This window comes from Mesorhizobium sp. M9A.F.Ca.ET.002.03.1.2 (assembly GCF_003952365.1).
In the GTDB taxonomy this organism is placed as follows: domain Bacteria; phylum Pseudomonadota; class Alphaproteobacteria; order Rhizobiales; family Rhizobiaceae; genus Mesorhizobium.
Genome location: NZ_CP034443.1, coordinates 5547850 through 5566012, shown reverse-complemented (window position 1 = coordinate 5566012; position 18163 = coordinate 5547850). Strand labels below are relative to the sequence as shown.

Here is an 18163-nt window from a genome sequence, read left to right as displayed (position 1 = left end):
AAAAAGGGGCGGGCGACCGCCCTTTTTGTTGGGACGTAAAATAGCCGTTACCCGGCGGAAACATCCGCTCGCACAACCGTTGTGCCGGTGCATCCAGCTTCAGCGGATGTCACCGCCACAACGGAGATTTCCATGCGCATCCAATCCTTCTCGCCGATGCTCTCGGCGCTGGCCGTTTCGGCTTCCTTCCTGTGCGCTTCACCGGCCCTGGCCGATATGATGAAGATGAAGGCGACGCTCGATGGCGCGCAGCAGAATCCGCCCGTCACCACGGAGGGCAAAGGCAGGGCCGATCTCGGCTTCGACACCGCCACGAAACAGCTCAGCTGGAACGTGACGTATTCCGGCCTTAGTGGGCCGGCGACGGCCGGACATATTCACGGCCCGGCTGCAAAGGGTGAAAATGCCGGCGTCGTCGTCCCGTTCAAGGGCGCTCCGAAAAGCCCGTTCAAGGGGGCGGCGGTGCTGACCGACGCGCAGGCCGCCAACCTGATGGCCGGCAAATATTACGTCAACATCCACACCGCCGCCCACGAGGACGGCGAAATCCGCGGGCAGATCGAGAAGGCCGAATAGCGTAGATCTCGACAAAGAGGGCACCCGCCCTGTTTGTCAGGCCTTATCCCTTATCTGGGTCAGCGTCCGGGTCGGCGTGATGGCCTCGGGATCAAGCCTGATCTCGACGATCGACGGCTTGCCGCTGGCGCGCGCGCGTTCGAAGGCCGGCGCGAAATCGGCCGTCTTCTCGACCGTTTCGCCATGGCCGCCATAGGCGCGGGCTAGCGCCGCGAAGTCGGGGTTCCGCAGATCGGTGGCGACGACGCGGCCGGGATATTCGCGCTCCTGATGCATGCGGATGGTGCCGTAGATGCCGTTGTTGACGACGACGACGATGATCGGCAGATCGTACTGCACGGCGGTGGCGAATTCCTGCCCGTTCATCAGGAAGCAGCCGTCGCCGGCAAAGGCGATCACCTCGCGCTCGGGGAACAATTCCTTGGCGGCGACCGACGCCGGCGTGCCGTAGCCCATCGAGCCGGAGGTCGGCGCCGCCTGCGTGGCAAAGCGGCGGAAACGGTGGAAGCGATGCACCCAGGTCGAGTAATTGCCGGCGCCGTTGGTGAGGATGGCGTCGTCGGGCAGCATCGTTTCGAGATAGTTCATGATCGGCCCCATCTGGACGGAGCCGGGACCGCTTTCGGGTGGCGTCGACCAGTCGAGATAGGCCGCATGCAGCTTCGGTGTTTCATCCGTCCATGCCGGCGTGGCGGCCGGCTTGCGCCCGGCAAAGGCGTCGACGAAAGCGGACGGCGAGGCGTTGATCGCCAGCGTCGGCCGGTAGACGCGGCCGAGCTCGCCGGCGTCGGCATGGACATGGACCAGCGTCTGGTCAGGGTAGGGGCTCTTCAGCAGCGTGTAGTCAGACGACGGCATCTCGCCCATGCGGCCGCCGACGAGCAGCACGAGGTCGGCCTGCTTGATCGCGGTCGCCAGCTTTGGGTTGAGGCCGATGCCGACGTCGCCGGCATAGTTCGGATGTAGATGATCGAAGAGCATCTGGCGGCGGAAGGAGCAGCCGACCGGCAGCGACCAGGCCTCGGCGATCGTCCGCATCCGCGCGACGGCCTGCGCATCCCAGCGCGTGCCGCCGAGGATAACAAAGGGGCGCTTTGCCTTGCCGAGCAGCTTTTCCAGCGCATCGAGCTCGGCCTCGCCAGGCCGCGTTTCGACCGGCGTGTAATGCCGGGCTTCGGGTGCCTCGGCAAGGCTGGTCAGCATGTCTTCCGGCAGCGAGATGACGACCGGGCCGGGTCGGCCGGAGGTCGCCACCGCGAAGGCGCGGGTGACGAATTCGGGGATGCGCGAAGCATCGTCGATCTCGACCACCCATTTGGCGATGTCACCGAAGAACCTGACGTAGTCGACTTCTTGAAAAGCCTCACGCTCCTTGGCGTGGCTGGCGACCTGGCCGATGAACAGGATGACGGGAACCGAATCCTGCATGGCGATGTGGATGCCGGCCGAAGCGTTGGTGGCACCGGGGCCGCGGGTGACGAAGCAGATGCCAGGCCTGCCGGTCAGGCGGCCGTGGCAGTCGGCCATCATCGCCGCACCGCCTTCCTGGCGGCAGACGATGGTGCGGATCGGCGAATCGTGCAGCGCGTCGAGCACCGCAAGATAGGATTCCCCGGGCACGCAATAGATACGGTCGGTGCCGTTGGCTTCGAGCGCATCGACGATCAGTTGTCCGCCGGTCTTCATTTTCCTGATCTCTCCAGTTCGGCAAGGATTTCTTCGGTGTGTTCGCCCAGACGCGGCGAGGGGCGCTCATAGACCAGCGGCGTGCCGGACATGACCATCGGCGCGCGCACCGAGGGCAACAGATTGCCGTGGCCATCGTCGAGATCGAGCCGCATGCCGCGCGCGATCGTCTGCGGGTCGGCGAACATCTGGCCGATCGTATTGATCGGGCTGGCAGGCACACTTGCCGCCTCCAGTTTGGCCAGCAGCGGATCGCGATCGAAGGTTTTCAGGGCATCGATGATGTGCTCGCGCAGCTTCGTCCGGTTGGCGACCCGGGCGGGATTGGTGGCGAAATCGGGGATCGACGGCAAATCGTCCAATCCGACGGCCGCGCAGAATTTGGCGAACTGGCCGTCATTGCCGATGGCCAGGATGACGTGGCCGTCCTTCACCGGCACCACTTCGTAGGGCGCGATGTTCATATGCGCATTGCCCATCTGCACCGGCGATTTGCCGGAGACCAGATAGTTGAGGTTCTGGTTGCCGAGCGTTGAGATCTGGGTGTCGTAGAGCGCCATGTCGATATGCTGGCCTTCACCGGTCTTCTCGGCGTGGCGAAGTGCGGCCTGGATGGCGATAACCGAATAGAGGCCGGTGAAAATATCCGAGATGGCGACGCCGGCCTTTTGCGGCTCGCGGCCAGCCTCGCCGGTGATCGACATCATGCCGGCCATGCCCTGGATGATGAAGTCGTAGCCGGCGCGTGGCGCATAGGGTCCGTCCTGGCCGAAGCCGGTGATCGAGCAATAGATCAGCCGCGGGTTGACCTTGCGCAAGCTGTCATAGTCGAGCCCATATTTCCTGAGGCCGCCGAGTTTGAAGTTCTCGATCAGCACGTCCGATGTCGCGACCAGCCGGCGGATCGTCTCGGCGCCTTCGGGCGTCGAGAAATCGACTGATATGGAGCGCTTGCCGCGATTGCATGAATGGTAATAGGCGGCCGAAAGATTTTCGCCGTCATGGCTCATGACGAAGGGCGGACCCCATTTGCGGGTGTCGTCGCCGCCGTCCGGGCTCTCGACCTTGATGACGTCGGCGCCGAGATCGGCAAGCAGTTGCCCGGCCCACGGTCCGGCCAGGATACGGGCGAGTTCGATTACGCGGATGCCTTTCAGCGGGGGCTCAGTCATGGATCACCGTGATCGGTCGAAAGCAGAGCCTTGGATCTCTTTTTGTGCATGTGGTTATCCCAAAACCGCTTGCGCACCTAGGTTCAAGACCGAGGGCATCTCTGGGCGACATGCACTAGCAATCCCGCGTGCTGCTGTCACGGCCCTTGCAATGGGCCACCCTCGTCATGCCGGTTTCAGCGTGCCGTCGGCCCATGCGGCGAAATCATCCATGATGATATCCCGGTTCACCTCGTTCAAGCTTTCGTGGCGGGTTTCGGCATAAACCTTTGAAACGAGATTCGAAAAGCCCATCCTGTGCAGGCGTCCGGCGAGATGGCTGACTGCCTTGCCGCCATCGGTGGCGGGGTCCTTTTCGCCGCCGGCCAGGCAGATCGGAAGGGTCTTGCGGACGCAGGAAAAATTAGTGTCGTCGGCACCGTCGAAGACAAAACCGAACAGGTCGCGCCACATCGACACCGAGGCATCCCAGCCGCAGAGCGGGTCGGCGATGTATTTGTCGACTTCGGCGGCGTCGCGCGACAGCCAGTCGAACGGCGTCCGGTGATCGGGGACGGCCTTGCCCCAGGCCTGGAAGGTCAGCCTCGGCAGCATGCGCGACGGCATGTCGGAGCCCAGCCGGAATTTTTCCCAGGCAAGGATGGCTTGCGCGGCACGACCGGCGAGCCCGGCGGAAAAATTGGCGTTCCAGATGGCGGCGGCGTGCAGCCGGTTCGAATGATGAAGCATGAAATTCAGCGCGACGAGGCCGCCCATGGAATGACCGAAGACGATGACCGGCAGGCCGGGATGGTCGCTGGCGATCAGATCGTGCACGGCGGCGACATCAGCGATGACCTTGGCGCCGCCATCTGATTGAGCGAACCTGCCGAGCGGGGCATCGGGCGCCCTGGTTGCGCCATGGCCGCGATGGTCATGGGCGTAGACATGGAAGCCGCGCTCACCCAGAAAGGTGGCGAAGCGGACATAGCGCGCGGCATGCTCGGCCAGCCCGTGATTGATCTGGACAATGGCGCGCGGGCGGCCCTCGGCGCGTTTCACATAAAGGTTGAGTGCGGCGCCGGTTGGCGATTGGAGTACGCGCTGCTGGCTGAATGACATTTCTCGTTCGTTCCCAACGCGCTTTCCACGGCTGCCAAGCGTTGTGTGCCGGCGCCTATCCTGCGTCAATCCGATGGCGTCGTTTTCCGCACCGTTCTTGCTTCGTGACGCCCAGTATCGCAATTCTGACATGGAGAATCCTGATACCGAGAGAGGGCGGCAGTCTGCTGTCGCAGCATTTTCAATCGGGGAATTCATATGCGGACAGGTCTTGCTTTCGGATTGGCGTTTTTGGCTGTGTCGCTGACGGGTGCCGCTCGCGCCGAGGTGAAGATGAGCGGCGCCTTTGTGGCCGACGCAACCTGTCCGGCCACGCAGGCCATCAAGAGCGGCAGGAACCCTGGCAATATCTCGACCAGTGCCGGACAAAGCTACGATCTGCTGGCCGGCAACAAGGACACCCCCACGCATTATCTGATCCTTGTGCCCGGCGCCGATCCGGAGCGCCGCTGGGTTAAGGCCGGTTGCGGCCATGTTTCGGGTGGCAGCGCATCGACGGTGCCTGCAGCACCCGCGCCGGCCGCGCCTGTGCCGGCCGAAGGCGACATGTCTGCTGCGCCGGTGTCGGGAAAGCCCGAATATGTCCTCGCGCTGAGCTGGCAGCCGGCCTTTTGCGAAACCAAGCCCGGCAAGACCGAATGCAAGGCGCAGACCGCGGCCGGTTTCGACGCGACGCATTTCACCCTGCATGGGCTGTGGCCGCAGCCGAACGGAAATTTCTATTGCCAGGTGGCAGCGGCCGACAAGGCCAACGACAATCCGGCGCACTGGCAGGACCTGCCGGCGGTCGAGCTCGATCCGAAAACGCGGTCGGAGCTCGATCAGGTGATGCCGGGCACCGCATCCGACTTGGAAAAGCATGAGTGGATCAAGCATGGCACCTGCTACGGCAAGAGCCAGCAAGAGTATTTTTCCGATGCGCTGAACCTGATGCGCGCGGTGAACGCTTCGCGGGTGCGCGATCTTTTCACCCAGAACGCCGGTCGGGATCTGACGTCGGACCAGATCCGCGGCGCCTTCGACAGCGCCTTCGGCGCCGGCGCCGGTGAGCGGGTCCGCGTCTCCTGCTTGAACGACCGTTCGAGCGGCAGGCGGCTGATCGGCGAGTTGACGCTCGGCCTGACCGGCCCGATCGGGCCGAACAGTTCGCTCAGTGAGCTGTTGTTTGCATCAGTGCCGACGAACAATGCCGGCTGTCCGAAAGGCCTCGTCGATCCCGTGGGATTCCAGTAACAAGCCGAACCGGGCTGCCGCTTCGCGTCAGCCGCCGAGGCCGCGATCCGGTCTGGCCCGTGCAGCGAGGCCGTCGGCCTGGTGGCCGCCCGGTTCGCCGACGACGCGGTCGCGTCCGGTCGATTTGGCCTTGTAGAGACGCTGGTCGGCCAGTGCGAAAAGATCGGCGAGGCAGCGGGTCGTCTCGCTGACGGTGGAGATGCCGGCGCTGACGGTGATGTCGAACCGGCTGGTGCTCGCGGATGCCTTGACCGCATGTCTGATGCTTTCGCCCAGCAGCCTGGCGACCGGATGAGGACGTGAGCAGAGGATGGCGAATTCCTCGCCGCCGATCCGGAACACCTGATCCTCGCGACCGACGATCTCGCCAAGCAGGGCTGCCATGGATTTCAGTACCTTGTCGCCCTCGGCATGGCCGAAGCGGTCGTTGATCGATTTGAAGTGGTCGACATCGATGATCAAGAGACTGAGCGGCCTGGCCGTCCGCAAGCTGGCGGCAACGGCGGCTTCGCCGTCGCTGTCGAAACGGCCCCTGTGCAGCAGGCCGGTGAGGCCGTCGCGGCCGACATGCTCGACCAGCGCTTCATAGCGCTCGCGATAGGTCAGCGTGTCGAAGATGTCGGACAGCCCGCGCGGCGCCGGTATCTGCCGCGCCTCGAACCATCTGATATAGGCGACAAGCATGATGCTGTAGGCAAGTGCCGCGCCCATCTTGGCGAACCAGCCGCCGAAGAAGACCGCGATCGGCGCGCCGGCGACGAAATGCAGCGCGGTGAAAAATCCAGCCTGGTCGAAAGTGAGCACGCAAGCGACGGAGATCAGGATGCGAGAAAACAGCGCCTTGCGAAGATAACGCCCAAGCTTCTCGTAAAGCAGGATGATCAGGATGGCGTCGATGAAGAGCAGCGTCGTGCCCCACACCATCAGCCAGCCCATCTGGTCGATGAAGCCGATGTCGGGAAGCTTGCCATTGGGAAGCGGCGAGATTCCATGCAAGCGCAGGACCAGCACAAGCCCGATCATCAGGCCATTGCCGAGCAGCAGGCCATAGATCGGCTGGCGGACGGTTGCCGCGTCCTCTTTGACGTAGAGCAGCAGGAGCATCACCAGCTTGCCGGAAAACAGCACCGCGGAACCTGGCGAAACCATGCCGAACGGCAGCGCGACGTAGAAGACGCTGGCGAGGTAGGTTTCGAGAAAATGCATGACGCCCAGCGCGCAGACAAACACGCCGAGGCCGATGCGGTCCCTGAACCGGAAAAGCGTGACCATGACGCCGAAATAGAGGACCGCTTCGGCAAGGAGCAGGAAACTGTTCAGCACGGTCCGATCTCTCTGTGGAAATCGCGGCTTACCGGCGATTCCCCATCCAACACCTTTTTGACGCGGAATGGTTAACCGGAGCTTTCGCCCGACTATGCGGCGAACCGAAAACGTCGCCGCTTCGATGAGTGCTTCCGGCCCGGAGACAGGATTGAAGCGCCAAAACAGTTTGCCGTTCGGCGCTGCATCGCCTACATAGCGCGCAACTTCCATTCAATCCGACATTCCAGTCGACTTTTCAGGGAAAGCGCGCGTGGCACGCCAGTTCATCTATCACATGTCCGGCCTGTCGAAGGCCTATGGCACCAAGAAGGTGCTCGACAACGTTCATCTGTCCTTCTATCCGGACGCCAAGATCGGCATTCTCGGCCCCAACGGCTCAGGCAAGTCGACCATCCTGCGCATCATGGCCGGGCTCGACAAGGAGTTCCAGGGCGAGGCGTGGCTGGCCGAGGGCGCGACCGTGGGCTACCTGGCGCAGGAGCCGCAACTCGACAACAGCAAGACCGTGCGCGAAAACGTCATGGACGGCGTCGCCAGGAAGACCGCCATCATCGAGCGCTACAACGAGCTGATGATGAACTATTCCGACGAGACGGCGGACGAGTCCGCCAAGCTGCAGGACGAGATGGACAGGCTCAATCTGTGGGACCTCGATCAACAGGTCGAGATGGCGATGGACGCGCTGCAGTGCCCGCCGGCCGATTCCGAGGTGACCAATTTGTCGGGCGGCGAGCGCCGACGCGTGGCGCTTTGCCGTCTGCTTCTGGAACAGCCCGATCTGCTGCTACTCGACGAGCCGACCAACCATCTCGACGCCGAAACCACGCAATGGTTGGAAAAGCATCTGCGCGACTATCCGGGCTCGGTGCTGATCATCACCCACGACCGCTACTTCCTCGACAACGTGACCGGCTGGATCCTCGAACTCGATCGCGGCCGGGGCATTCCCTACGAGGGCAACTACACCAAATATCTCGACGCCAAGGCCAAGCGCCTGATTCAGGAAGGCCGCGAGGACGACTCCCGCCAGAAAGCGATCTGGCGCGAGCGCGAGTGGATTCAGTCCTCACCGAAGGCGCGCCAGACCAAGTCCAAGGCGCGTATCAAGGCCTATGAGGAACTGGTCGAGCAGTCGCAGAACCGCAAGCCGACCGACACGCAGATCGTCATTCCGTCGAGCGAGCGCCTCGGCAACGTCGTCATCGAGGTCGAAGGCCTCAACAAGGGCTTTGGCGACGAGTTGTTGATCGAGGACCTGTCGTTCAAGCTGCCGCCGGGCGGCATCGTCGGCGTCATCGGTCCGAACGGCGCCGGCAAGACGACGCTGTTCAAGACCTTCACCGGCCAGGAGAAGCCGGACGCCGGCACGGTGCGCATCGGCGAGACGGTCAAGCTCGGCTATGTCGACCAGAGCCGCGACGCACTCGATGCGAACAAGACGGTGTGGGAAGAGATTTCCGGCGGCGCCGAGGTCATCAAGCTCGGCAAGCACGAGGTCAACAGCCGCGCCTATTGTTCGTCCTTCAATTTCCGCGGCGGCGACCAGCAGCAAAAGGTCGGCAACCTCTCAGGCGGCCAGCGCAACCGCGTGCATCTGGCCAAGATGCTGAAGGGCGGCGGCAACGTGCTTCTGCTCGACGAACCGACCAACGACCTCGACACCGAGACGCTGAGCGCGCTGGAAGACGCGCTGGAAGCCTATGCCGGCTGCGCGGTCATCATCAGCCACGATCGCATGTTCCTCGACCGTATGGCCACGCATATGCTGGCCTTCGAGGGCGACGCGCATGTCGAATGGTTCGAGGGCAATTTCGAGGAATATGAGAAGGACAAGCTGCGCCGCCTGGGCGCGGAAGCGGCGACCCCGCATCGCATGACCCATAAGCGGCTGACGCGGTAGGGGGCCTGCGATCCGTTGCAGGTGATCGTCGTTTGGCCTAAATTGATCGGATGGAGCTGCCGTGATCACGGTCAAATTGCCGCAAAAAGCCGAGAAGCTGCTGGCCGACATGGCCAAGGCCAGCGGCCGTACGATCGACCAGGTAGTAGTTGAAGCGATTCTTGAGACCATTGAGGATTGGCAGGATGCCAGGATTGCGGAGGAACGCCTGAGGGATGACGACGGTGCGCGCATTCCGCTGGAGCAGGTGATCCGGAAGCTTGAACTTCGCGAAGTCGAGGAACGGCGTAAGAAACCTGCCGCTGATTGAATTGGCGTGTCGAGTTCACGCGGCGAGCCGAAAAAGATATCGAGGGGCTTTCAACGAAAGACCAGCGGCGCGTCCTCGAATTCCTGCACCAAAGAGTTTTCTGCGCACCCCAATCCAAGAGCACTTGCCAAACGGCTGACTGGGACCAAGGAAGAAGCTTGGCGTTTTCGCGTCGGCGACTACAGAATCATTGCTCAGTTTCAGGATAGCCGGCTCGTCGTGCTGGTCGTGGAAATAGGCAACCGTCGCGAGGTTTATCGATGAACAACAGCATGCCAAAACCCGACTGGTCCGCCGCCCAATATCTGAAATTCGAGGACGAGCGCACGCGGCCGTCGCGCGATCTTGTCGCCCAGGTGCCGGTGGAGGCGCCGCGCCGGGTGGTCGACATCGGCTGCGGGCCGGGCAATTCGACCGAATTGCTGGTCGAGCGTTGGCCGGGCGCGCAGGTCAGCGGTTTCGACACCTCGCCTGACATGATCGACAAGGCGAGGGCACGTCTGCCCGGCGTCACCTTTGCCTTGGCGGACGCGGCGGCGTGGCAGCCTGAAAAGCCGGTCGACGTGATTTTTGCCAATGCAGTGTTCCAGTGGCTGCCGGAGCATCCGGCGATCTTCCAGCGGCTGATGGGCTTCTTGGCGCCCGGCGGCGCGCTTGCCGTGCAGATGCCCGACAATATGGGCGAGCCCTCGCACCGGCTGATGCGGGAGACGGCGGTCGAAATGCCGTTTGCCGAAAAGCTAAGGGGTGCCGCGCGCGCGCCGCTGCCGCCGGTGTCGTTCTACTATGATCTTCTCTCGCCGTTCTGCGACCGGCTCGACATCTGGCACACTGCCTACAATCATCCGCTGGCCGACGCCGGGGCCATCGTCGAATGGCTGAAGTCGACCGGACTGAAGCCGTTCCTCGATCCGCTCGACGAGGACGAGCGGCGGCTTTTCCTCGATCGCTACACGGCAGCGATCGCTGAGGCCTATCCGAAGACGGCGAACAGCAAGGTGCTGCTGCGCTTTCCCAGGCTCTTTATCGTCGCGCGGCGCTCCGCCTAGCCACCGAGAGGTATTGCCCGGCTGCGCTTGACCCGGTGTTGCCGCCATGCGCATTTCAGCGGTGCAAGATCGTGGTCTTTAACCTCAGGCACTTGATTTAAGCCGGTATAAACTAGCTAGGTGCCAAGGATGTTGCGCCGAGCCTTCACGGCGCCCAAATGAAGCCTGAAACGCCTGCGCATGGGGACGGACTGGAAATGCATCGCGTCATCATCAGCGGCATCGGCGTTGAAATCCCCGAGCCTTCGATCACCAATGAAGAACTGGTCGACAGCTTCAATGCCTGGGTCGAGATGGAGAATGTACGCCGCCAGGCTTCGGGCGAGACACTGCTGCAGAAATCCGACAGTGCCTTCATCGTCCACGCTTCGGGCGTCAAGACCCGTCATGTGATCGAGCGGGAAGGCATTCTCGACCCGACCCGGATGGCCCCGCGCATTCCGGCGCGGCCCGACGATGCGCTGTCGCTGGAAGCCGAGTTCGGTATCGCGTCGGCCAGGAAAGCGCTCGACTATGCCGGCGTGGAACCATCCGATATCGACCTGGTGATCTGCTCGGCCTCGCATCACCAGCGGCCCTATCCGGCGGTCGCCATCGAAATGCAGCAGGCTATGGGCACGAAGGGCGCCGGCTTCGACATGGGGCTTGGCTGCTCGTCGGCGGCGGCGGCATTGCACATCGCGGTCAATCTGGTGCGGGCCGGCGCCCACAGGCGCGTGCTGGTGACGACGCCGGAGATCATCACCGGTCATCTCAACTTCCGCGACCGGCAGACGCATTTCATCTTCGGCGACGCTTCTGTCTCGATGGTCGTCGAGGGGCTTGCCCAAGGCGAGAAGCGGCCGGGTCGCTTCGAGGTGCTCGACACGCGCACCTGGACGCAGATGTCCAACAACATCCGCACCAATCTCGGCTACCACACCCGCACCGCCCAGGACGATCCCTATATGATCAATCTGGAAGGAAATCTGATCAAGCAGGTCGGCAACAAGGTGTTCAAGGAAGTCACCGTCGCCGGGCACAAGTTCATCGTCGAATTTTTGGCCGAACACGGGCTGACGCCGCAAGCGATCCGGCGCTTCTGGCTGCACCAGGCCAATGCCCGCATGAACGCCATGATCCTGAAATTGTCGTTCGGCCACGAGGTCGGTCATGACCGCGCGCCGATGGTGCTGGAGCGCCTCGGCAACACCGCCGGCGCCGGCGCGATCGTCGCCCTGTCGGAGAACCACAAGGACATGAAGGCCGGCGACTACGGCCTGCTCTGCGCCTTCGGCGCCGGCTATTCGATCGGCGGCGCGCTTTTGCGCATGCTCTGATTTATTTCGGCGCGAACGGCACCAGCATTGGAACGCGACGGTGTAATCGCATCAGGCTTCTTGATTGGAGCATCAGCGCTTTCGACTGGACCTGATGAGCCGACTGCGGCTAATTGCATCGCATCATGCAAGGAATGAAGCCCATGCCGGATCTCTTCCCCGAGGCCGAGAACCCGGTCGAAATCATCCCGGCGCGGAAGCTCGCCGCGCAGGTGGCAGCGCTCTACGTCGCGCCATCAGATCATTTCGAGACACGCGCGGTGGATGAATTGCGGGTCAGCTTCGATGGCATCGATGGCGATTATCACGCTGGCATCACGCGGCGCTCCGGTGGGCGCGAGCCTTGGTATACACGCGGCACCGAGATGCGCAACGAGCGGCAATTGTCTGTCGTGGCGGCGGACGAACTGGCGATCGTGGCAGGGCGAATGGGCGTCGCCGAGGTCAAGCCGGAGTGGATCGGCGCCAATCTGTTGATCGAAGGCCTGCCGCATCTCTCCATGCTGCCGTCCGGCACGCTGCTGTTCTTTAGGGGCGGCGTCACCGTCAAGGTCGACGCACAGAATGGACCGTGCCGCATCGCCGGCCGCTCGGTCGCCGAAAATGCCGGAATGGCCGACCATGAGGCCGGCGCGCTGCTGTTCCCGAAGGCGGCAAAGCGGTTGCGCGGCCTCGTCGCCTGGGTGGAAAAACCCGGCCGCATCACGGCAGGCGAGGAGATATCGGTGCGCGTGCCGGAGCAGTGGATTTACCGGGCCTAAAGCGCGTCGCGTTTGAACGGATTCACGCGACGCGCTTTAGGCTCTTGTTTTTATGCATGTCGTTATCGCAAAACCGCTGCACACTTTTTGCGCGACATGCATTAGGGGCGTGGCCTGAGGGCTATGCCCCCATGAGGCGGCGCAGCAGGTTTTCTGATCGCCTCAGGCGGCCTTGCGGTTCTTGTTCGTCCCCTGCGCCAAGTCGGACACGTGATCCCACTTTTCCCAGAGCGCGATGCGGTTGGCGTATTCCTGGCGGATCATCGGCAGACCGCCATCGCCGAAGAACACCCTGAGCGGCGGTTCGGCCGCGTCGACGATCGCAAGCATCGCCGGTCCGGTGGCGGCGGGATCGCCTGCGACCGAGCGCTTGCGGCGCTCCGCCATCGCGGCGCGGGCCGGCTCATAGGCCGCGATCGGCTTCGAGACCTTGGCCGACGGTCCGGCCCAGTCGGTAGAGAAGCCGCCCGGCTCGACAAGCGTCACATGGATGCCGAACTCCGCGACCTCCAGGCTGAGCGCCTGGCTGAAACCTTCCAGCGCCCATTTCGAGGCATGGTAGAGGCCGAGCGAGGCAAAGGCGTTGACGCCGCCGATCGACGAAATCTGGATGATATGGCCGGAACGCTGCGCCCGCATGATCGGCAGGGCGGCCTGGGTCACCCAAAGGGCGCCGAACACGTTGGTCTCGATCTGGTCGCGCGCCTCCTGCTCGCCGACTTCCTCGATGGCGCCGAAATGGCCATAGCCGGCATTGTTTATGACGACGTCGAGCTGGCCGAAGCGTTTATGCGCTTCGGCAATCGCGGCATCGACGGCTGTCTTGTCGGTGACATCGAGCTCTATCGCCGCGATATGGTCGCCATATTCATCGACGAGATCGGCAAGCGTGCCGACATTGCGGGCCGTCGCAGCGACACGGTCGCCGCGGGCGAGGGCGGCTTCCGCCCAGACGCGGCCAAAACCCTTCGACGATCCGGTAATAAACCAAACCTTGTGTGTCATGATCCACCAGTTCCTGCCCTTGCGGGCGTTGATTTCGAGTTCTTGTTTGACCAGAGAAAACCGGACTCCACTTTTCGCTGACGCGTTTCTTTGGTTCGGCATCATGGTCTAAACGGAGGCTACTCCGCTTCCGCCATATACGAAGCACGCTCCGTCAATCAAGGTCGAGCACGTTTTGTTGATGAGGGCCGACGCCACAACATCCGGCCGGGTCAGGGATAGCGCACCGGGCTCGACCAGGCAGGATCCTCGTGCTTTTGCCAATAGAGTGCCATGAGGCGCCTGGTAATTGCGCCGACCTTGCCGTCCGCGACCGGAGCGCCGTCGATCATCGTCACCGGCATGATGCCGCCGGCAGTCGAGGTGATGAAGACCTCGTCGGACCGACGCAGCGCCACAACGCTGACATCGGCCGCTGTGACGGCAAGCCCCGCGTCCGCGCAAAGATCGAAGACGGTGCGACGGGTGATGCCGGGCAGCACGCCGACAGCCGGCGTCGACAGTCTGCCGTCATCGACGCAAAAGACGTTGAAGCCGGGGCCTTCCGCGACATTGCCGTTGAAATCGAGGATCAGCGCGGTCTCCGCGCCGCGGTCATAGGCGTCGTAGAGGCCTCGCACCAGGTCGAGCCAATGGTAGTTCTTGATCGCCGGGTCGATCGAGGCCGGAGGGATGCGCACCTTATCGCTGATCGCAACATGCAGGCCGCGCTGCAATTGCTCGGCATTGGCAACCGAGCCAAAGGGAACGGCGAAAGCCATGAAACGGTTGACCGCTTCGCGCGGGTCACGGCTGAAGGTCGGCGATGCGCCGCGCGTGCACAGCATCTCGACATAAGCGGCGCGATGACCCGACAGCGCCACGCAATTGTGGAGGATTTCGGCCACGCCTTCGCGGTCGAGCGGGATCGTCATGCGCAGCTTTTCCAGCCCGCCGAAGAAGCGATCGAGATGCAGGTCGAGGCGGAAGAAGCGACCGTTCCAGACATGCACCGTGTCGTAGGTGGCGTCGGAATGCAGGAAGCCCCAATCCAGCACCGAGATCCTGGCTTGCGACATCGGCAGATATTGGCCGTCCAGGAAGGCAACGCCATCGGGATAGGAATGCGGATCGATGTGATGGGCGGAGAGCACCGGCAGCGGATTGGCTTGCCGATCGATCGAGTTGCTCATCGCGTCCTCCGTCAGGCCGTCTCGGTTCAGATGGCGGGATAGAGCGGCACGGCGGGTGGCGCAAGACACAGGCCGGGCTTGCCGCTGGGCCATTGAAGGGCTGTCATTCTTCCTCGTCGTCTTCGAGCAGGCGCGTGGCGCGCCAGCGGGTCAGCACAATGTTGGTCTGCTCCATGACGAAGAAGCGCGCCGAGTCGCGGTCATAGCCGTCGGCCAGCAGCTTCTCGTAGTCGGTGTGTACATGGCGGATATGGGCGATCGTCGCCAGCCAAACGGCAATCGTCGGCGGCAGGTTGTGCAGATGCGCCCGGCCGGCGTCGGCGCGGATCTTTTCCATATCGGCATAGGGCGCCAGCGGCAAAAGCGCCGTCAGCGCCTTGGCGATGGCGCGGCGGCGGTTGGTCGGCGCTCTCATCGTTCGTCGCGTCCGGCCATGGTCGCCTCGGCAAAGGCATCGGTCGAAGCGAAATAAGGCTTGATGTCGATGACCGGTGTGCCGTCGAGGACGTCGATGGCGTCGAGATCGATGCGGCCGGTGCCGATGTCGAGGGCGACGAGCTTTGCGATATGCAGCCCGACTGGGTTCGGCCGGGCAGGGGAGCGCAGCGCAAAAACGCCTTTCGGTTCGGCCGCATGGCGGGGTTTCTGCACGATCAGTTGACGCGGCGCGTGGTGCAGCCAGGTCAGGATGATGATGTGGCTGGCGCGTTCCAGGCCAAGCAGGCCGTTACGATAGCGCTGGTCGATCGTGAGAACCGCCGGCTGCCCCGTTTCCCGCGCGGCTTTCATGTTCTTGGGGCAAGTCTCCCGCGTGGTCCAGGGTGAGGTTATGCGACCGATGAAGACGACATGACCGTCCGGCGGCATATTGGCCGGATCGGTTTCCAGAAGCTTTTCGCCGTCGCGCGTTTCGAACATGGGTTTGGCCTCGATCATGCTTCCGGTTTTGCGCGATCCGCCACGCATGCGTCATTTTCTTGTCCGGAAGCGACATAGCGCTTGCAAGCCTATCAAAATCGACATAAACATATGTTTATATCTTTTTCAAAGAGAATGCTCGCATGCATGTCGCGCTCGACACTATGGTAGATACATTGAAGGCGGCGGCCGAATCCAGCCGGCTGCGCATCCTGGCGTTGCTGTCGCGCGGCGACCTGACCGTCTCCGATCTCACCGAAATCCTCGGCCAGTCGCAGCCGCGCGTCTCGCGCCACCTGAAGCTTTTGCTGGAGGCCGGACTGATCGGCCGCTACCAGGAGGGCTCGTGGGCTTTCTTCCGGCTGTCGGATTCGGATGCGGCGCGCGATTTCGTGCTGCGGCTGGTTTCCGGCATCCGGGGTGCCGACCCGCAGGTCGAGCGTGATCTCGAGCGGCTGGCAGCGGTCAAGCGCAAGCGGCAGGATCGCGCCGCTGAATATTTTTCCGTAAATGCCGCAAGCTGGGACCATATCCGCTCGCTGCATGTGCCGGACCGCGCCGTCGAGACAGCGCTGCTCAAGCTCGTCGGCAAACGGCCATTCCAGTCGATGCTCGATCTCGGTACCGGCACCGGGCGGCTGCTCGAAATCTTTTCGCCGCTCTACCGGCGCGGCGTCGGCATCGACATGTCGCGCGAGATGCTGACCGTGGCGCGCGCCAACCTCGACAAAGCAGGCGTTTCGAATGCGCAGGTGCGCCAGGGCGACATCTTTGCGCCACCGGTCGAGCGCGACGCCTTCGATCTCGTCACCATCCACCAGGTGCTGCACTATCTCGACGATCCCGCCCGCGCCATCCGCGAGGCAGCAAGGCTGCTGCGGCCGGCCGGCCGGCTGGTGATCGTCGATTTCGCACCGCACGCGCTGGAATTCCTGCGCGACCAGCACGCGCATATGCGGCTCGGCTTTTCCGACCGGCAGATCGCCGATTGGTTTTCCGAGGCCGGGCTCGACATGGAGGACAGCCAGGAATTCGAGCCGCGCGGCGGCAACGAGGCCAGGCTCACCGTAAAACTATGGCTCGGCCGTGACCAGCGCATGCTGATCGCCGATCCTTCCAACGACACGCAGCCGGCCAATGCATATTCGATAGGGGAAACCGTCTGATGAACCAGTTCCGCTTTTCCCGCCGTCCCGACATCGGCGACAAGATCAGGGTTTCGTTCGAGTTCTTCCCGCCGAAGACCGACGAGATGGAAGCAAGGCTGTGGGATACCGTCACCAGGCTGGAGCCGCTCCAGCCGAACTTCGTCTCGGTGACCTACGGCGCCGGCGGCTCGACGCGCGAGCGCACAGCGCGCACGGTCAAGCGCATCCTCAACGAGACGACGCTGACGCCGGCGGCGCACATGACGTGCGTCGATGCGGCACGCCACGAGGTCGATGAGGTCATCCAGGAATTCGCCGGTATGGGGGTCACCCGCTTTGTCGCCTTGCGCGGCGATCCGGCCGAGGGCGTCGGCGCCGCCTACCGTCCGCATCCGGACGGCTATGCCAATGGTGCCGAACTGGTGGGGGCGCTGAAGGGTGTCGGCGATTTCGACATCTCGGTCTCCGCCTATCCGGAAAAGCATCCGGAGAGCCCGGATTTCGCCACCGACATCGACATGCTGAAGCGCAAGGTCGACAATGGCGCGACACGGGCGATCACCCAGTTCTTCTTCGACAATGATCTCTACGAGCGCTATGTCGAGCGGGCACGGCGGGCCGGCATCTACATACCGATCGTGCCGGGCATACTGCCGGTGCATAATTTCACCCAGGTCGCCAATTTCTCGTCGCGCTGCGGCGCGCTGGTGCCGGCATGGCTGGCCGAGCGCTTCGATGGGCTGCAGAAGGATCCGCAGACGCATGCGCTGGTTGCGGCGGCCGTGGCGGCCGAGCAGGTGCTGGATCTGGTAGAACGCGGCGTCGGCGATTTCCACTTCTACACCATGAACCGGGCCGATCTGGCGTTCGCCATCTGCCACATGATCGGCATCCGTTCGCATGAGGCTGAAGCTGCGGGATCAGCCGCGGCATAAATGACTGTGGGAACGCAAAAGGCCGGGTAAAAACCCGGCCTTTTCAATGGTTTGGAGTATTCTGTGCTGGTCTTCCTCCCGCTCTGGCGGCTTACGGAAGAAAGCCCATAATAAGGGCTCCGATGAATGCAAACGCAGCACAAATCATCAATGCGTTGATTGGCCTCGTAAGTCCCATGTCATAGCCTCCTCTTAAAGAGCTATGTGCAGAGTCTAGGGTCATTTGTGCCACAGGCAAGCGGAAAATGTGCTGCAATGCGACGAGATTGTGGAATTTGCGACCTGCTTTTTGCCGTTAGCTATTGAAACTCTTCGGCAAAAGCCGGCGTCGGACCTGTGAATAAATTGTGTCGAAGCCGGGGCAACAATAAGCATGGCAGCGCTACCGCCGTCGAAAATCGGAATCGATTTCTCGGCTCGATGGGAAAATTCAAAGAGTTGGAGCATCCTTTTGCGCGGCCAATTGGACGAGGCGCCCTAAAGCGCGTCTGGGATGCGACGCGCTTTAGGTTCTAGTTTGATGCATGTCGTTGCCCCAAAACCGCTACGCAC

General features: G+C 62.8%; 17 protein-coding genes. 9 read left to right on the top strand and 8 right to left on the bottom strand.

The features are described 5' to 3' along the window. Nucleotides 1-132: 132 nt before the first annotated feature. Nucleotides 133-576: a CHRD domain-containing protein gene (locus tag EJ066_RS26985; protein ID WP_126042976.1), complete on the top strand. Its 444-nt coding sequence runs from the start codon at nucleotides 133-135 to the stop codon at nucleotides 574-576. 36 nt (nucleotides 577-612) lie between these two features. Here EJ066_RS26985 and EJ066_RS26980 read toward each other — a convergent pair whose 3' ends face one another. From EJ066_RS26980 to EJ066_RS26970, 3 genes are all read right to left on the bottom strand, one after another. Next, on the bottom strand, nucleotides 613-2262 hold the full coding sequence (locus tag EJ066_RS26980) for a thiamine pyrophosphate-binding protein (protein WP_126042975.1): 1650 nt from the start codon (nucleotides 2260-2262) through the stop codon (nucleotides 613-615). After that, nucleotides 2259-3434 (bottom strand): CaiB/BaiF CoA-transferase family protein, encoded by a 1176-nt coding sequence (locus EJ066_RS26975; RefSeq protein WP_126042974.1) that lies wholly within the window; start codon nucleotides 3432-3434, stop codon nucleotides 2259-2261. The genes EJ066_RS26980 and EJ066_RS26975 overlap by 4 nt, the downstream gene beginning before the upstream one ends. Before the next feature lie 165 nt (nucleotides 3435-3599). Beyond that, a complete protein-coding gene (locus tag EJ066_RS26970) occupies nucleotides 3600-4535 on the bottom strand; it encodes an alpha/beta hydrolase (protein ID WP_126042973.1) in 936 nt (311 codons plus the stop codon). Nucleotides 4536-4733: 198 nt separating this feature from the next. Here EJ066_RS26970 and EJ066_RS26965 point away from each other — a divergent pair, with 198 nt between their 5' ends. Next, nucleotides 4734-5768 carry a ribonuclease gene (locus EJ066_RS26965; RefSeq protein WP_126042972.1) on the top strand — a complete coding sequence of 345 codons (1035 nt, stop codon included), beginning with the start codon at nucleotides 4734-4736 and terminating at the stop codon, nucleotides 5766-5768. Nucleotides 5769-5795: 27 nt separating this feature from the next. Here EJ066_RS26965 and EJ066_RS26960 read toward each other — a convergent pair whose 3' ends face one another. Beyond that, nucleotides 5796-7091 (bottom strand): GGDEF domain-containing protein, encoded by a 1296-nt coding sequence (locus tag EJ066_RS26960; protein WP_126042971.1) that lies wholly within the window; start codon nucleotides 7089-7091, stop codon nucleotides 5796-5798. A 253-nt stretch (nucleotides 7092-7344) separates the two neighbouring features. Here EJ066_RS26960 and ettA point away from each other — a divergent pair, with 253 nt between their 5' ends. The 5 genes from ettA to EJ066_RS26930 all read left to right on the top strand — a co-directional run bounded on the left by ettA (nucleotide 7345) and on the right by EJ066_RS26930 (nucleotide 12433). After that, entirely contained in the window at nucleotides 7345-8994 is a 1650-nt protein-coding gene (gene ettA, locus EJ066_RS26955; protein WP_126042970.1) for an energy-dependent translational throttle protein EttA, read from the top strand. A gap of 61 nt (nucleotides 8995-9055) precedes the next feature. Beyond that, nucleotides 9056-9304 (top strand): DUF6290 family protein, encoded by a 249-nt coding sequence (locus tag EJ066_RS26950; RefSeq protein WP_126042969.1) that lies wholly within the window; start codon nucleotides 9056-9058, stop codon nucleotides 9302-9304. 260 nt (nucleotides 9305-9564) lie between these two features. Beyond that, nucleotides 9565-10353 (top strand): trans-aconitate 2-methyltransferase, encoded by a 789-nt coding sequence (gene tam, locus EJ066_RS26940; RefSeq protein ID WP_189644372.1) that lies wholly within the window; start codon nucleotides 9565-9567, stop codon nucleotides 10351-10353. Between the two features lie 197 nt (nucleotides 10354-10550). After that, complete coding sequence (locus EJ066_RS26935) at nucleotides 10551-11672, top strand: beta-ketoacyl-ACP synthase III (RefSeq protein WP_126042968.1); 1122 nt, start codon at nucleotides 10551-10553, stop codon at nucleotides 11670-11672. A gap of 143 nt (nucleotides 11673-11815) precedes the next feature. After that, a complete protein-coding gene (locus tag EJ066_RS26930) occupies nucleotides 11816-12433 on the top strand; it encodes an MOSC domain-containing protein (protein WP_126042967.1) in 618 nt (205 codons plus the stop codon). Between the two features lie 162 nt (nucleotides 12434-12595). On the opposite strand, the gene EJ066_RS26925 is transcribed toward EJ066_RS26930, so the two are convergent. From EJ066_RS26925 to tsaA, 4 genes are all read right to left on the bottom strand, one after another. Continuing rightward, complete coding sequence (locus tag EJ066_RS26925) at nucleotides 12596-13438, bottom strand: SDR family oxidoreductase (protein ID WP_126042966.1); 843 nt, start codon at nucleotides 13436-13438, stop codon at nucleotides 12596-12598. Nucleotides 13439-13650: 212 nt separating this feature from the next. Then, nucleotides 13651-14610, bottom strand: coding sequence for a D-amino acid aminotransferase (locus EJ066_RS26920; protein ID WP_126042965.1), 960 nt, complete (start codon nucleotides 14608-14610; stop codon nucleotides 13651-13653). A gap of 103 nt (nucleotides 14611-14713) precedes the next feature. After that, nucleotides 14714-15025: a DUF2293 domain-containing protein gene (locus EJ066_RS26915; RefSeq protein ID WP_126042964.1), complete on the bottom strand. Its 312-nt coding sequence runs from the start codon at nucleotides 15023-15025 to the stop codon at nucleotides 14714-14716. Continuing rightward, nucleotides 15022-15528 (bottom strand): tRNA (N6-threonylcarbamoyladenosine(37)-N6)-methyltransferase TrmO, encoded by a 507-nt coding sequence (tsaA, locus tag EJ066_RS26910; RefSeq protein WP_189644565.1) that lies wholly within the window; start codon nucleotides 15526-15528, stop codon nucleotides 15022-15024. The genes EJ066_RS26915 and tsaA overlap by 4 nt, the downstream gene beginning before the upstream one ends. A 143-nt stretch (nucleotides 15529-15671) precedes the next feature. Here tsaA and EJ066_RS26905 point away from each other — a divergent pair, with 143 nt between their 5' ends. Both EJ066_RS26905 and metF read left to right on the top strand, forming a co-directional pair. After that, nucleotides 15672-16694 carry a metalloregulator ArsR/SmtB family transcription factor gene (locus EJ066_RS26905; protein WP_126042963.1) on the top strand — a complete coding sequence of 341 codons (1023 nt, stop codon included), beginning with the start codon at nucleotides 15672-15674 and terminating at the stop codon, nucleotides 16692-16694. Then, a complete protein-coding gene (gene metF / locus EJ066_RS26900; RefSeq protein ID WP_126042962.1) occupies nucleotides 16694-17611 on the top strand; it encodes a methylenetetrahydrofolate reductase [NAD(P)H] in 918 nt (305 codons plus the stop codon). The genes EJ066_RS26905 and metF overlap by 1 nt, the downstream gene beginning before the upstream one ends. Nucleotides 17612-18163: the final 552 nt, after the last annotated feature.

Coding starts and splice junctions, on each gene's coding strand:
- EJ066_RS26985 (WP_126042976.1), top strand. CDS start 133: ATGCGCATCCAATCCTTCTCGCCGATGCTCTCGGCGCTGGCCGTTTCG.
- EJ066_RS26980 (WP_126042975.1), bottom strand. CDS start 2,262: ATGAAGACCGGCGGACAACTGATCGTCGATGCGCTCGAAGCCAACGGC.
- EJ066_RS26975 (WP_126042974.1), bottom strand. CDS start 3,434: ATGACTGAGCCCCCGCTGAAAGGCATCCGCGTAATCGAACTCGCCCGT.
- EJ066_RS26970 (WP_126042973.1), bottom strand. CDS start 4,535: ATGTCATTCAGCCAGCAGCGCGTACTCCAATCGCCAACCGGCGCCGCA.
- EJ066_RS26965 (WP_126042972.1), top strand. CDS start 4,734: ATGCGGACAGGTCTTGCTTTCGGATTGGCGTTTTTGGCTGTGTCGCTG.
- tam (WP_189644372.1), top strand. CDS start 9,565: ATGAACAACAGCATGCCAAAACCCGACTGGTCCGCCGCCCAATATCTG.
- EJ066_RS26935 (WP_126042968.1), top strand. CDS start 10,551: ATGCATCGCGTCATCATCAGCGGCATCGGCGTTGAAATCCCCGAGCCT.
- EJ066_RS26930 (WP_126042967.1), top strand. CDS start 11,816: ATGCCGGATCTCTTCCCCGAGGCCGAGAACCCGGTCGAAATCATCCCG.
- EJ066_RS26925 (WP_126042966.1), bottom strand. CDS start 13,438: ATGACACACAAGGTTTGGTTTATTACCGGATCGTCGAAGGGTTTTGGC.
- EJ066_RS26920 (WP_126042965.1), bottom strand. CDS start 14,610: ATGAGCAACTCGATCGATCGGCAAGCCAATCCGCTGCCGGTGCTCTCC.
- EJ066_RS26915 (WP_126042964.1), bottom strand. CDS start 15,025: ATGAGAGCGCCGACCAACCGCCGCCGCGCCATCGCCAAGGCGCTGACG.
- tsaA (WP_189644565.1), bottom strand. CDS start 15,528: ATGTTCGAAACGCGCGACGGCGAAAAGCTTCTGGAAACCGATCCGGCC.
- EJ066_RS26905 (WP_126042963.1), top strand. CDS start 15,672: ATGCATGTCGCGCTCGACACTATGGTAGATACATTGAAGGCGGCGGCC.
- metF (WP_126042962.1), top strand. CDS start 16,694: ATGAACCAGTTCCGCTTTTCCCGCCGTCCCGACATCGGCGACAAGATC.